Source organism: Erythrobacter sp. S43 (genome assembly GCF_057364955.1).
The window spans coordinates 2255834-2269407 of the sequence record NZ_CP200285.1 but is presented as its reverse complement, the minus strand read 5'-3'; the positions used below and the strand labels follow the sequence as shown (position 1 = coordinate 2269407).

At 60.0% G+C, this 13574-nt stretch carries 17 protein-coding genes, 1 tRNA gene and 1 pseudogene; 12 read left to right on the top strand and 7 right to left on the bottom strand.

Going from position 1 to position 13574, the window contains the following annotated elements:
- The first annotated feature begins 55 nt into the window (after positions 1–55).
- The 4 genes from rapZ (at position 56) to AC0V6K_RS11075 (ending at position 2566) form a co-directional block, all read left to right on the top strand.
- Positions 56–973: an RNase adapter RapZ gene (rapZ, locus tag AC0V6K_RS11090; protein WP_472622209.1), complete on the top strand. Its 918-nt coding sequence runs from the start codon at positions 56–58 to the stop codon at positions 971–973.
- A gap of 63 nt (positions 974–1036) precedes the next feature.
- Complete coding sequence (locus tag AC0V6K_RS11085; protein ID WP_472622207.1) at positions 1037–1468, top strand: PTS sugar transporter subunit IIA; 432 nt, start codon at positions 1037–1039, stop codon at positions 1466–1468.
- Complete coding sequence (locus AC0V6K_RS11080) at positions 1465–1743, top strand: HPr family phosphocarrier protein (protein ID WP_472622205.1); 279 nt, start codon at positions 1465–1467, stop codon at positions 1741–1743. The genes AC0V6K_RS11085 and AC0V6K_RS11080 overlap by 4 nt, the downstream gene beginning before the upstream one ends.
- 22 nt (positions 1744–1765) lie before the next feature.
- Positions 1766–2566, top strand: a complete 801-nt coding sequence (locus tag AC0V6K_RS11075) for a TrmH family RNA methyltransferase (protein WP_472622203.1) — start codon at positions 1766–1768, stop codon at positions 2564–2566.
- A 4-nt stretch (positions 2567–2570) separates the two neighbouring features.
- Here the strand turns inward: AC0V6K_RS11075 and AC0V6K_RS11070 are convergent.
- The 4 genes and pseudogenes from AC0V6K_RS11070 to recR all read right to left on the bottom strand — a co-directional run bounded on the left by AC0V6K_RS11070 (position 2571) and on the right by recR (position 5598).
- Positions 2571–3990, bottom strand: a pseudogene (locus AC0V6K_RS11070) (DNA recombination protein RmuC).
- Positions 3991–4049: 59 nt separating this feature from the next.
- Positions 4050–4367 carry a hypothetical protein gene (locus tag AC0V6K_RS11065; RefSeq protein ID WP_472622201.1) on the bottom strand — a complete coding sequence of 106 codons (318 nt, stop codon included), beginning with the start codon at positions 4365–4367 and terminating at the stop codon, positions 4050–4052.
- 8 nt (positions 4368–4375) lie between these two features.
- Entirely contained in the window at positions 4376–4939 is a 564-nt protein-coding gene (gene def, locus AC0V6K_RS11060; RefSeq protein WP_472622199.1) for a peptide deformylase, read from the bottom strand.
- Positions 4940–5001: 62 nt separating this feature from the next.
- The gene (gene recR, locus AC0V6K_RS11055; protein WP_472622197.1) at positions 5002–5598 is read right to left on the bottom strand and encodes a recombination mediator RecR; all 597 of its coding nucleotides are present in this window, start codon (positions 5596–5598) and stop codon (positions 5002–5004) included.
- Between the two features lie 53 nt (positions 5599–5651).
- On the opposite strand from recR, the gene fmt reads away from it, so the two are divergent.
- Genes fmt through AC0V6K_RS11035 form a run of 4 tightly spaced genes read left to right on the top strand, consistent with a single transcriptional unit; the run spans position 5652 to position 8855 of the window.
- A complete protein-coding gene (gene fmt, locus AC0V6K_RS11050; RefSeq protein WP_472622195.1) occupies positions 5652–6557 on the top strand; it encodes a methionyl-tRNA formyltransferase in 906 nt (301 codons plus the stop codon).
- The gene (gene truA, locus AC0V6K_RS11045) at positions 6554–7315 is read left to right on the top strand and encodes a tRNA pseudouridine(38-40) synthase TruA (RefSeq protein WP_472622193.1); all 762 of its coding nucleotides are present in this window, start codon (positions 6554–6556) and stop codon (positions 7313–7315) included. Before fmt ends, truA begins: the two co-directional genes overlap by 4 nt.
- Before the next feature lie 41 nt (positions 7316–7356).
- Positions 7357–7722 (top strand): hypothetical protein, encoded by a 366-nt coding sequence (locus AC0V6K_RS11040; RefSeq protein WP_472622191.1) that lies wholly within the window; start codon positions 7357–7359, stop codon positions 7720–7722.
- A gap of 20 nt (positions 7723–7742) precedes the next feature.
- Positions 7743–8855 (top strand): zinc-binding dehydrogenase, encoded by a 1113-nt coding sequence (locus AC0V6K_RS11035; protein WP_472622189.1) that lies wholly within the window; start codon positions 7743–7745, stop codon positions 8853–8855.
- On the opposite strand, the gene AC0V6K_RS11030 is transcribed toward AC0V6K_RS11035, so the two are convergent.
- Positions 8856–9656, bottom strand: a complete 801-nt coding sequence (locus AC0V6K_RS11030) for an asparaginase (protein WP_472622187.1) — start codon at positions 9654–9656, stop codon at positions 8856–8858.
- Entirely contained in the window at positions 9601–9843 is a 243-nt protein-coding gene (locus AC0V6K_RS11025) for an asparaginase domain-containing protein (protein WP_472622185.1), read from the bottom strand. The genes AC0V6K_RS11030 and AC0V6K_RS11025 overlap by 56 nt, the downstream gene beginning before the upstream one ends.
- 91 nt (positions 9844–9934) lie before the next feature.
- Between AC0V6K_RS11025 and AC0V6K_RS11020 the strand changes: the two genes are divergently transcribed.
- Positions 9935–10010: transfer RNA gene (locus AC0V6K_RS11020), tRNA-Val, on the top strand.
- Between the two features lie 59 nt (positions 10011–10069).
- Positions 10070–11371 (top strand): FAD-dependent oxidoreductase, encoded by a 1302-nt coding sequence (locus tag AC0V6K_RS11015; RefSeq protein WP_472622183.1) that lies wholly within the window; start codon positions 10070–10072, stop codon positions 11369–11371.
- Here the strand turns inward: AC0V6K_RS11015 and AC0V6K_RS11010 are convergent.
- Positions 11314–11937, bottom strand: a complete 624-nt coding sequence (locus AC0V6K_RS11010) for a TlpA family protein disulfide reductase (protein ID WP_486172636.1) — start codon at positions 11935–11937, stop codon at positions 11314–11316. The two genes, AC0V6K_RS11015 and AC0V6K_RS11010, sit on opposite strands and share 58 nt — an antisense overlap.
- Between AC0V6K_RS11010 and argH the strand changes: the two genes are divergently transcribed.
- Positions 11936–13315, top strand: coding sequence for an argininosuccinate lyase (gene argH, locus AC0V6K_RS11005; RefSeq protein WP_472622179.1), 1380 nt, complete (start codon positions 11936–11938; stop codon positions 13313–13315). The genes AC0V6K_RS11010 and argH overlap by 2 nt on opposite strands.
- Positions 13312–13551 (top strand): hypothetical protein, encoded by a 240-nt coding sequence (locus AC0V6K_RS11000; protein WP_472622177.1) that lies wholly within the window; start codon positions 13312–13314, stop codon positions 13549–13551. The genes argH and AC0V6K_RS11000 overlap by 4 nt, the downstream gene beginning before the upstream one ends.
- The last annotated feature ends 23 nt before the right edge of the window (positions 13552–13574 follow it).

Below are 13574 nucleotides of genomic sequence, written 5' to 3'. Positions count from 1 at the left end.
CCATAAGCGCAAATCTTTACTTCCAATTGCAGGCGATTGGCGCAAGTCTACATCCATGGAAGAGCCCGAGTCCCCAAACAACCCCGATAAGGCCCGGTTGTTGCTCGTCACTGGAGTGTCGGGCGCAGGCAAGTCCACTGCGTTGGCCGCGCTGGAAGATATGGGGTGGGAGGTCATAGACAACTTCCCGATCCGGCTTCTCAAACGGCTTGTTTCAGGCAAGGAAAACCCCGGAAGCCGGCTTGCCATCGGTTTCGACACGCGCACCCGTGGCTTTATCCCGGCCGATATCATTGACCAGGCAAAAGAGCTCGCGAAACGCGAAGATCTCGCCACCAGCTTCATGTTCATCGATTGCAACGACGCCGAGCTGGAACGCCGCTATAACGAGACGCGTCGCCCGCACCCGATGGCGCAAGGGCGTCCACTTCTCGAAGGAATTGGCGCCGAGCGCGAGTTGCTCGAACCCTTGCGCCGATGGGCTGACATTGTCGTCGACACCAGCACGTGGGCAACGAATGAGTTGCAAGCGCAGGTCCGCGATCTCTTCAGGGAAGAGAACCGCGAGCCCACCACGATCACCGTGTCCAGTTTTGGCTTCGCACGCGGCATGCCGCCTTTGGCCGATCTCGTTTTCGACATGCGTTTCCTCGACAACCCGCACTGGGTCGATGAGCTGCGTGAATTGACCGGACAGGATGCGCCTGTGGGTGACTACATCCAAAAAGACCCTGCCTTTTCAGCCGTCTTCAATCAAATCCACGATCTTCTGCTGATCTTGCTCCCCCGCTATCAGGCGCAGGGCAAAGCCTATGTCCACATCGCTTTCGGATGTACCGGCGGGAGACACCGCTCGGTCTACACAGCTGAACGCATGGCCCAAGGCTTGCGCGATGCTGGTTTTTCGCCCACTGTCCGCCACCGAAATCTGGGCTCAAGGGCCACCGACGAACTTGAGAGAGAGCGTCGTTAGCCTTCCGAAAGGCCCAATCGCCGCGCCGCGTTTAACAGCTAACGGACACAAAAGACCCCGCACATGATTGGTTTGATCCTAGTGACTCACGGTCGGCTGGCCGATCAATTTGTCGAAGCGATGGAGCACGTCGTTGGCAAACAGGACAAGATTGCCACCGTCTGCATCGGCCCCAATGACGATATGGAAAAACGCCGCGCGGATATCGCCGATGCGATTTCAAATGTGGATTCGGGTGACGGTGTCATCATCCTCACCGATCTGTTTGGCGGCACACCATCGAACCTCGCCATTTCGTTGCTGGAAACCGGCCGCGTCGAGGTGATTGCAGGGATCAATCTTCCCATGCTCATCCGCCTTGATGGTGCTCGCAAGAGCATGAGCGTGGTCGATGCGGTCGAGGCCGCGCAGGTTGCAGGACGCAATTACATCACTGTTGCCAGCGAATTTCTCGGCCAGACCACCGCCGCCACCGCCGCCGGGGGCAAAGGATGAGCGAGCTTCGCCAGCAGGTGACCATCGTCAACAAGCGTGGCCTGCATGCGCGCGCCAGCGCCAAATTTGTCGGCGCGGTGGCCGAACTGCCGGACACCACTCAGGTCTTCGTCGCGAAAGACGGTAACAAAGCGGGCGGTGGTTCGATTCTCGGTCTGATGATGCTGGGCGCGGCCAAGGGCGACGAGGTCGAGCTGATCGTGTCCGGCGACAATGCGCCGGAAACGCTGTCTTCGCTGGTTGCCATGGTCGAAGACGGCTTTGGCGAAGACTGAGCGCCCCGAAGGCTGAACCGCCATGCGCAAAGAAATCACCGGCTTCTCCAACCCAACCGTAAAGTATCTGCGTTCGCTGCGCGATAAGAAGCATCGCAGGCGCGCCGGTCAATTTCTGGTCGAAGGGCTGCGGTTGCTCGAAGATGCCCGGATCAGCGGACGGCTGCCCAAAACACTTGTTATGGCAATTGGGCGCGAACCACATGAGTTGGTCACACGCCTAGAAACCGACGTCACTTCAGCAGGTGGCGAAGTGATCGAAACAACGCCCGATATTCTCTCGAAGATCACGGGCAAGTCGAACACCCAGAGCGTCGTCGGAGTCTTTGACGAATGGGACACCGGGCTGGCCAACCTTGATCGCGATGCCGCGCCGATCTGGCTGGTTGCACAGGCTCTGCGCGACCCCGGCAATCTGGGCACCATGCTGCGCACCGGCGATGCGGTGGGCGCAGGCGGGCTGATCCTGATCGACGATTGCGCCGACCCGTTCAGTGCCGAGGCCGTGCGCGCGAGCATGGGCGCGGTGTTTACGCAAGGTCTGGCTCAGGCACGGTGGGAGGACTTTGTGCCTTGGCTGCGCGGCGGGACTGGTCAGCTAGTGGCGGCAAGTTTGCGCGATGCGGTTCCCTATCGCGGTGCGGACTATCAGGCGCCGTGCTTCATCCTTGTCGGCAACGAGTCGCAGGGACTGCCCGAGACCTACGAAACCGAATGCGACCTGCGTGTGACCATGCCTATGCGCGGTCGGGCAGACTCGCTCAACGCAGCAGTGGCAGGCGCGGTGTTGGCGTATGAGGTGTTGGCGGGGTTGGACAGTTAGGCTCTTACTCCGCCGCGTCTTTGCTTTCACTTAGGGCTGGAAACGCGCTGTCGCTCTCCGCTGCATCCTCGGCGTTGTAACGCGGAGCGGCTTCGACCAGCGGGACCTCTTCGATCTCGCGTTTGCCAATCTCGATGCCTTTGTCAGCGAGGCGTTTGCCGGATGACAACACGTTGCGTTCGAAACTTCCGACGAACTTGTTGTAGTTGTTGACCGCACTTTCGAGGCCACCGCCGACGCGTTTTAAGTGCCCTGCAGCAACGCTTAGGCGCTCGTACAATTCAGCGCCCATGCGCCCAATCTCTTGCGCATCCTTCGCCAAACCATCCTGACGCCAGACCTGCGCCACTGTTCGCGCGATGGCCACAAGGTTAGTCGGGGTTGCGAGCAGCACGCGGCGCTCGAAGGCGAAGTCCCACAGCGCGGGATCATGTTCGAGAGCGGCGGCAACGAAATGTTCGCCCGGCACAAACATAACGACGTAATCGGGCGCTTCCTCGAACTGCGACTGGTATGACTTCGCGCCCAGCTGCTGCACGTGATTGCGCATTGAGCGGACGTGATCAGCCAGAGCCGCATCGCGCGCTTCATCCTCGTCTCGCCTCGAACGCCTGCTGATAGGCGTTGAGCGAGACCTTGGCGTCGATCACGAGCACCTTGCCACCCGGAATGCGCACGATGGCATCGGGGCGTAAACGCCCTTCTTCGGTGTCGATCGAGGCTTCGAGTTCGAAATCGGTATGCTGCGCCAGCCCAACCTGTTCGAGCAGGTTTTTGAGTTGCTGCTCGCCCCAGCGGCCGCGAGCTTTGGGCGCGTTGGTGAGCGAATTGCCCAACCGCTGCGCCTCGCGGCGGACTTCTTCCTGCCCTTCGCGCATGGATTGGATCAGACCGTTCAACTGGCCGAACGCATCGACGCGCTGTTTCTCCAGCGTTTCAACCTGGCGTTCGTATTTTTCCAGCCGCTCACCCACGGGGTTGAGCAATGCCTTGATCTTCTGCTCTCCGGCTTCTTCGGATTGTTTGAATCGCTCGTCGGCGCGGCGCAGGAACGCCTCCTGCGCTTGGCCCAGAACCTGCGCTCCGGTGTTCTCGAACTCCTTGAGCAGCTTGTCGCGCGATTCTTCGAGCAGCTTCTTCTGCTCGGCAAATCCAGCACGCTCGGCAGAGAATTGCGCCACCTGACCGCGCGCTTTCTCCAGTTCGGCTTCAATCCGGTCGGTGCGCCCTGCCCGCTCCTCGGCTCGGGAGAGCGCGATTTGCGCCTCGCCCAATTCTGCCACGGCAATTTTGAATTCATCTTCGCGCTCCGAAAGTCGCGTTTTTAGGTCCGCGACCGGACGCGAGGCGAAGTAGTATGCCGCACCTCCGCCAATGAGCAGACCAGCAAGCATGGCGATAATTAGGAGAATTGAGCTATCCATCGGGTGCTTATAGCACAGAACAAAAGCGGAACTCTAGAAAATTGAGCGATATCCCCGCGTCATTTTTCGGTCATTTCCACCGTCACGTATTTGTACGCGTGAGAGAGACCAACCAACACGAATACGCCGATAAAGCCGATCATCAGCCAATCGGGTTGGTCCCATTGATCCTGAACGTAAAAATAGGTCCAGAGTCCTGCCAGCGCAAAGTTCCAAAGCGCTGACAAGAGATTGGATGGCGGAGGCGGCTCAACTGGCTCTGCACCGCCCGCTTCGGCTCCAGTGGAGTCCCACAGAAAGCCCGCCGCGATGACGAAAAGCGAGACAATGACGAGAATTACAAACCCGCCACTTAGGGACTCGAGCAATTCAGTCATTGCTCAAACTACGCCGCCGCCCGCATCTTTTTCAGCTTGCGCAGAGCCATTTGGCGTTTCAGGCGCGAGAGATGGTCGATGAACAGGATACCTTCGAGGTGGTCCATCTCATGCTGCAGACACGTCGCCAGCAAGCCTTCGAGGTCCTCGGTGTGCTCTTTGCCATCGAGGTCCTGATACTGGACCGTGCAGGTCTTGGGCCGGTCCACATCGGCGAAGATCTCCGGCACGGACAGGCACCCTTCATTGTAGGTGTTCAGTTCCTCGTTCGGGTTCACGATCACCGGATTGATAAACACGCGCGGATCGTTGATGACCGGCTGGCTTTCATTGCCATCCTCATCCTCTACCGGATCGGCGTCCTCGTCGCGCTCTTGCAGATCGATCACCAGCACGCGCTTGGGCACGCCCACCTGAATGGCAGCGAGGCCGATGCCGGGAGCCTTGTACATCGTTTCAAACATGTCCTCGACGAGCGTTTTGAGCTCATCGTTGAATTCTTCCGGTTTCACCGGTTCGGACACGACCTTGAGCCGGGGGTCCGGCACTTCAATGATTTCGCGAATAGCCATGGGGCTGATTTAGTGTGTGGCGGCGCGCCTCGCAAGCGCTGTGGTTCGATCAGAGTGATCGGTTACTCGACAGGCCGTCTCGCCCTTAGCGCCTGCGCGAGTGTCCCTTCGTCGAGATAATCGAGCTCACCGCCCACCGGCAGGCCATGCGCAAGCTGGGTGATGCGGACTTTGTGCTCCTCAAGCCGTTCGGCGAGATAATGCGCCGTCGTCTGCCCTTCTAGTGTGGCGTTCATAGCGAGGACCACCTCGTCCACCTCGCCGCCCGAAACCCGCTCCATCAGCTGCGCAATGTTGAGATCTTCCGGCCCGATGCCATCGAGAGCCGACAGCTTGCCGCCCAGCACGTGATATCGCCCTTGGAACAACCCTGCGCGGTCGAGCGCCCACACGTCTGCGACATCCTCCACCACGCACAAAGCCTTCGCATCGCGGCGCGGATCGGCGCAAATGCCACAGGGATTGGCGGTGTCGACATTGCCGCAGGTTTCGCATTCCACCAGCGTTTCCGACACCGCATCCAGCGCCTCGAGCAAGTCAGGCAGCGCACGTTCGCGGTTCTTGACCAGCCACAGCACCGCCCGCCGCGCCGATCGCGGGCCAAGTCCCGGCAGTCGTGCCAATGCGCTCGAAAGCTGTTCGATCTCTTGCGATGCCATGGGGGGAGAGATAGGGGCTGGCGCAGGTTCGAGAAAGGGCTTTGACCAACGTCATGCGCATCATTTTCATGGGAACGCCGGATTTTGCCGCGCCTGCCCTCGTGGCTCTGCACGAAGCGGGGCATGATATTGCGGCGGTTTACACCCAGCCGCCGCGCCCTGCGGGCCGTGGCAAGAAGCTGCGCCCTTCGCCTGTACAGGTTAAAGCAGAGGAGCTGGGGCTGGAGGTGCGCTGCCCGCCCTCGCTTAAGCCCGCTGAAGAGAAAGAAGCGTTTGCTGCGCTTGATGCCGATATTGCCGTGGTAGCCGCCTATGGTCTCCTGCTGTCGCAAGTGATCCTTGATGCGCCGAAGCACGGTTGCCTCAACATCCACGCTTCGATCCTTCCACGCTGGCGCGGGGCTGCGCCGATCCACCGCGCGGTGATGGCGGGCGACAAGGAAACAGGCGTCACCATCATGCAGATGGAGGCGGGGCTGGACACCGGACCGATGTTGCACATCGTGCGTACGCCGATTGAGACCAAGACCACGGGCGAGTTGACCGAAGAGCTGGCGGAACTGGGCGCTAGTGCGATGGTGGAGGTTCTTTCCAATTTCGAAGGCTATGCGCCGCAAGCACAAGACGACGAGCTCGCAACCTACGCGCCCAAGATCAACAAAGCCGAGGCGCGGATCGACTGGTCTGAACCGGCCGAAGTGATCGAGCGCAAGGTGCGCGGGCTGGCCCCGTTTCCGGGCGCGTGGTTTGAGCTTGAGGGTGAGCGGGTGAAGTTGTTGCTGGCCGAAGTGGTCGAAGGAACAGGCCAGTCAGGGGCCGTGATCGACGATAATCTCTCCATCGCCTGCGGCAAAGCAGCCATCCGCCCCACCCGCCTGCAGCGCGCGGGCAAGCCGGCGATGAGCCGTGAGGACTTCTTGCGCGGGCGTATGGTCGAAGCAGGCACGGTGCTCGCTTGACCCGTTTCGCCTTCACCATCGAATTTGACGGCACCCCGTTTCAGGGGCTTCAACGGCAGAAGCACGGGCCGAGCGTGCAGCAATCCATCGAAGACGCGCTGCACCGGGTCACGGGCGAAGACATCACGCTGCACAGCGCGGGCCGCACCGATACCGGCGTGCACGCGCTGGCTATGCGCAGCCATGTAGACCTTGAAAAGGACATTGAACCGTTTCGCCTGTCCGAAGCGATCAACGCCCATCTGCGCCCCGATCCCGTAGCGATCACACATTGCGAGGTGGTGCCCGATGATTGGCACGCACGGTTCAGCTGCATCGGGCGCTCATATATCTATCGCATCGTCAATCGCCGCGCGCCGGTCACCTTGGCAAAGGACCGTGTGTGGCATGTTGCGCAAGATTTGGATGTGGATGCCATGCACCGCGCCGCGCAGGCGCTGGTTGGCCTGCATGACTTCACCACCTTCCGCTCCGCCCATTGCCAGGCGAAAGACCCGGTCAAAACGCTCGACCGCCTCGACGTGGTCCGCGCTCAGACAGAATTTGGCGAGGAAATCCACATCCATGCCGCCGCACGCAGTTTTCTGCACCATCAAGTGCGCAGCATGGTCGGGTGTTTGAAGCTTGTAGGCCAAGGCACTTGGGCAGAGGATCAGGTCGCCAAGGCACTCGCTGCCAAAGACCGTAGCGAATTAGGACTTAACGCGCCGCCTCAAGGGCTCTACTTCGTCAGAGCAACCTATCCGGACGAAGGGTGATCGCATTGGCAAGCTGGTACAAAATCCCACGCGGTTGGACCGTGACCGAGCGGGAATACCGCGCCAACATCGAAGGCATCAACATCGTATTCGGCGCTGTTCTTGGCTTCGTTCTGGTTGGTGCAGAGGGCCTGCCAGTCTGGGACTTTTGCGCGCTGTTGATGCTAAGCGCCGCGGTCGTCGTGATGATCCTTTACCTGGGGTCCAGCGACTACAAGCTTTACTATGCCGTCATGGCAGCCGTCGCGATTGGCGCGCTGCCTTTTGTCTCTGAAGACCTTTTCAGCCTGGCAAGAGTCCCCAAGTTACAGCCGACGCTGGCTATCTGGGCGCTGATGGTGCTGCTCGTTGAGTGCATGCCCAGAGAATCGTCCGACGCAAAAATTGACACCGAAACACAAGAATAATCCAACAGGGAGAACCCGATATGACCACCGGAAAACAGCTTTTCACCACGCTTGATGCCAATGGCGCGCTTACCCTTGCTGTCGAGGAGGTCACATTCCCTGAACCAACCGGCAATCAGGTGCTTGTCCAAATGGAAGCAGCACCGATCAATCCGTCGGATCTTGCAATCCTGACCAGCGCAGCGGATTTCGAGAATGCCGAATACTCTGACGGTAAAGTCGTCGCGCAAATGCCAGAGCCGTTCCTGACGGGTCAGCGCGCGCGTCACGGACAGAAGCTGCCCGCTGGTAACGAAGGTGCGGGCACTGTTGTCGCCACTGGTGATGGCGACATGGCAAAGGCTCTGATGGGTCAGCGCGTCGCCTGCGTTCCGGGCAACGCTTTCAGCCAATATGCCATCGCCGATGCGATGATGTGCCTGCCGCTGGGGGACCATTCATCCGAAGCGGGCGCGTCCAGCTTTGTGAACCCCATGACCGCGCTCGGCTTTGTCGAAACCGCGAAAATGGAAGGGCACAACGCCATCGTCCACCTCGCCGCCGCGTCAAACCTTGGCCAGATGCTCAACAAGATCTGTCAAGAAGATGGCATGAAGCTGGTCAACATCGTGCGCCGTCAGGAGCATGTTGATCTACTCAAGGGCCTCGGCGCCGAATATGTCGTGAACTCATCCGATGATGACTACATGAAGCAGCTGCGCGAGGCGATTGCCGCAACCGGCGCCTTCCTGGGCTTTGATCCGATCGGCGGCGGTCAAAACACCGACAATGTGCTCAAAGCCATGGAGCAAGTCGCGGTATCGCAGATGGATGAATATTCGCGCTATGGCTCCAATCAGGACAAGAAGATGTACCAGTACGGTCGTCTGGACCTGCAGAACCCGACTATTCTGACGCCGTCATACGGCCTGCAATGGACCGTATCGGGCTGGCTGCTGACGCCATTCCTGGCGAAAGCGGGCATGGAAACGGTCGTACGGATGCGCACCCGCGTTCTGGACAACCTCGGCACCACTTTTGCCAGCAGCTACAAGGCGAAAGTGTCGCTGGAAGGAATGCTGACCAAGGAAGCGATCACCGATTATCGCCAGATGAAAACCGGCGAGAAGTATCTGGTGACCCCACAGGGATAATCAGGGCCTGTCAAAGGCTGCTTGAATGCGAGCGGGGTCGCTGATCCCGCTCGCGATCAGCACCATGAGCAAGGTCCGCGCCTTCGCCGGACCGAGAGAGCGCGCGGCGATGAAGCCGCGTGTATCGTCATCGACTTCGATATTACGGTCGACCATGCCTTCATCAACGCGGGCGCTGCGGACTACTGGGATACCCGCTTCAGCAGCGCGCTGAAGCGCATCGAGCACCACGCGCGGGGCATTGCCCTGCCCCATCCCTGCCATGACAATCCCTTTGCAGCCAATGCCGAGCAAAGCCTCGACCGGCTGTGCATCCATGCCGGCTCCAGCGGTAAGGATGGCGACGCGGGGAAGGCTGTCGGGCCACGGGAATCGTGCGGCGCTGCCTTCGCAGTGAGCTGGAGCGAACCAGTCCAGAGTTGAAGGCGTCACGCGTGCCAGTGGCCCGCGCGGGAAGCCTCTGAACGCATCGACATTAGCGGTCGCGGCTTTGCGCACATCGCTGGCGGCGAAAACGGTGTCACCCATCACGACCAAAACCCCTCGTGAGTGCCCGTCGTCGTCGCTCGCCACCCGCACCGCGTTGGCGAAGTTGCGCATCCCGTCGCTGCCGACCGCATCGGCGGGCCGCATTGCACCAACCAACACTACAGGTTTGCCCGCATCCAGCGTCAGGTCGAGAAGATACGCGGTTTCCTCCGCTGTGTCGGTGCCGTGGGTGATGATGATCCCGGCGATTTCCGGATCATTCTGCCCAGCCCGAGATCGCGGCGTGCATCGCGTCCCATTCCGGCCAGCCAATATCCTGCGAACCGATTTGCGCGATGGTTTGCGGCACCAGTTCTGCATCCAGACCCAGTTTGGCGATATCAGCAATGATCAGATCAAGTGAAACTTCGCCCGCGGCATAGGCCTTTCCGGTCGCTTTTACCGCGCTGCCAGCGATGGTTCCGCCTGTGCCAAGAATGAGGAGTTTGGGCTTCGTCATGCCCGCCCCTTTAGCGCTGCCGACAAAAAGCGGCCACATGGCAATTGATTTTAAAAGAATCACGGCTATATCGCCCCTTCCGAAACGGATCGGGCGATTAGCTCAGTTGGTAGAGCATCTCGTTTACACCGAGAGGGTCGGCAGTTCGAGCCTGTCATCGCCCACCATCCTTTTCTTTCACGACAATTCGCATTGACCCCGCGCTTGCGAACTCTTCGAGTTCGTGGTGCAACGACGCAGTTTGGGCGAAGGGGCATCCGGCGGCATCATGGAAAAACTCGACATAGCCATCGCAGGCTGCGGTCCGGCAGGCCTTGCCGCCGCGCTGATGCTTGATGATCAGGGCAACAGCGTCACTCTGTTCGATCAGTTTGTTGAACCAGGCCCGGTCGGTTCTGGTCTGATGATCCAGCCCACCGGCTTGGCTGTGCTCTCCCGTCTTGGTCTTGCGGAAGAGACTGTGCGGCGCGGCGCCCCGATTGATGCGCTGCTTGGGCTCGAAGAAACCGGCAAAGTGGTTTTGGATGCGCCGTACACAAAGCTCGGCATAAAAGGCGCGTTCGGCCTCGGCATTCACCGCGCCAGCTTGTTCGGGGTACTCTACGAAGCGGTGCAAGCACGTGGTCTGCCCATCGAAACGGGGCGCAAGGTCAATGGCAGTGTGCTGGAAAAACGCGCCCGCCGTTTGAGCTTTGACGACGGCTCGGCCTCGCGCGGATTCGATCTGATCGTAGACGCTAGCGGTTGGCAGACGGTGTTTGATACCGAACCCAAGGGTGTGCTCGAATTCGGCGCGCTATGGGCTAGCCTGCCAACTGACGCGGGCGATCCCTTTGCCGGCAATCTTCTCGAACAGAGATACCGTCGCGCCGCGCAGATGGTGGGTGTGCTCCCCATTGGCACGCGCAAAGGGGCCGCTGGTCCCGAAGTCGCCTTTTTCTGGTCCCTCAAGCGCGCTGACTATCCCAAATGGCAGGACACGCCGCTCGATGCGTGGAAGGACGAGGTTCTGGCACTTTGGCCAGATACGAAAGTGCTGCTCGACCGGATCACGGACCGCGACCAACTTACCTTCGCCCGCTATGCGCACCGCACGATGAAGCGCCCCAATGCCGAGCGGCTGATCGCGATTGGCGATGCGTGGCACTCGGCCAGTCCGCAGCTGGGGCAAGGCGCGAATATGGCGCTGCTGGACGCTTGGGGGCTTGCACGAGGGCTAGAACACGGTCGCACGCTCAACGAAAAGCTGCGCCTCGCCGTGGATTGGCGACATGACCATGTGTGGTTGTATCAGTGGGTGACCGCTTTGTTCACCCCGCTCTATCAATCGGACAAGGCATGGCACGCAGCCCTGCGGGACAATCTGCTGGCGCCCATCTCCAAGATCTGGCCCGCGTCCAAGATTCAGGCGCAATTGATGAGCGGGATGTTCGGCTTTCCGCTCGCGCCTTTGGGGCTCATACCACCTGATTACTCGGCAATCGCCTCACGGATGGCGGCAATAGCTTCTTCTGAATCCCACTCATAATCACCCGCGACGCGGAACAGTTCTTTACCCTCGGCATCGAACAGCACCGTTGTCGGCAGCAATCCGGCAGCGGCGAATTTCAGGCCGAAATCCTGCTTGGGATCGAGCCATTGTTCGAGATTGCGGAAGCCGCCTTCCTCGAAAAACTCAACCACTTTGGGCTGATCGTCCTCGGTATCCTGACTGATCGTCAGCACCTTCACATCATCGCCCAATTCAGCTGAGAGGTTGTCGAGCAACGGCATTTCCTTGCGACACGGCACGCACCATGTCGCCCACAGGTTCATCAGGATCGGCGTGCCTTTCAGCTCCTCGCTGGAAAGCGTGTTGCCCTGCGGGTCGCTGAACGAAAACTCTGGCAATTCGGTTCCAGCCCGCGCCCGGTCGATTTGTCCTGGGATCGGCGGCGGACCATCGTCACCCGCAATCGGAGCGGAAATATCGGTTTCGCTTTGATTATCCGCCTCGCTCCCCGTATCGCACGCGGAAAGCAGTAACAGCGACGACAAGCAAACAAGCGAAACACGGATCATGGCCAATTCCTCGGATACGTCCTCCAACGCCATGTGGGGCGGAAGGTTCGCAGACGGACCTAGCGCGATCATGCGCGAAATCAACGCCTCTATCCCTTTCGACAAGGCGATGTGGCGGCAAGATATTCGCGCGTCCAAGGCACATGCGCGCATGCTGGCCAAGACCGGGATCATCAGCAAAGCCGATTGCGATGCGATCCTTGGCGGGCTGGACCAGATTGCCGAGGAATATGAGCGCGACGGGGTGCCGGAAGATTGGGACCTCGAAGATATTCACATGACCGTAGAAAGCCGCTTGACCGAATTGATCGGGCCAGCCGCAGGTCGTCTCCACACCGCGCGCAGCCGCAACGATCAGGTTGCGACGGATTTCCGGCTTTGGGTGGATGAAGCGCTGGAAGTAGCGATTGCCGGCCTCACCGATCTGCAGAAGGCGCTGGTCACCCGTGCGGGCGAGCACTCGGACAGTGTGATGCCGGGTTTCACCCATCTTCAAACCGCGCAGCCGGTGACGCTCGGCCATCATTTAATGGCCTATTTCGAGATGTTCGAGCGGGATTGCGGGCGCGCCGCCTCAGCCAGCGTCAATATCGCCGAATGCCCACTTGGCAGTGCGGCTTTGGCAGGAACGGGCTTTCCGATTGACCGGGAGATGACGGCTGAAGAGCTGGGCTTCGCTCTTGGCCCAACGCGCAACAGCCTCGATGCAGTTTCGGACCGCGATTTCGCGCTCGACTACTTGTTCTTCGCCAGCCAGACGGCAATCCACCTCTCGCGCCTTGCCGAAGAACTGATAATCTGGGCCAGCCAGCCCTATGGCTTTGTGCGCATGCCGGACAGCCTCTCCACGGGCTCGTCCATCATGCCGCAAAAGAAGAACCCCGACGCCGCCGAACTGGTGCGCGGACATACGGGGCGCATCATCGGTGCGACCACAGCGCTGATGGTGACGATGAAGGGCCTGCCGCTCGCCTATTCCAAGGATATGCAGGACGACAAACCGCCCGTGTTCGAAGTCGCCGGATTGCTCGAGCTGTGCATCGCGGCGATGACAGGCATGATCGCGGATTGCACCTTTAACACCGACCGGATGCGTCAAGCAGCGGAGCTGGGATACGCAACCGCCACGGACCTCGCCGATTGGCTGGTGGTTGAAGCCGATATCCCGTTCCGTGAAGCACACCATATCACTGGCGCTGCGGTAAAACTGGCTGAACAGCGCGGCCGCCCGCTCGATGAGCTTCCTTTGGCCGATTTGCAGGCCATAGACGCGCGAATTGATGACAGCGTGTTCAAGGCGCTCAGCGTCGATGCATCCGTCGCAGCGCGCAACAGCTATGGCGGAACCGCGCCCGAACAGGTACGCATACAAGTTCAACGCGCGCGCGAAGAGTTGGGAATGGACGAATGAAACGTGAGCTTGTGATCCTTGCTGCTGCTGCGACGCTGTCCGCCTGCGGTGCACGTGCGCCGCTTGCTCCGGTTGAAGGTGCGTCCTTGCCCCAAGCGCCATATGGCACGACGGAAAAACCCGAGTCCGATCAATTGCTCGAGTTGGAAACCCTTGCCGCGCCCGAACGTAGTGTTGAATTGAGGAAGCGGTCGGAGGAACGCCAAGACGATCCGTTTGATCTGCCGCCCGAATAAACTCTCGACCTAACCGGATAACA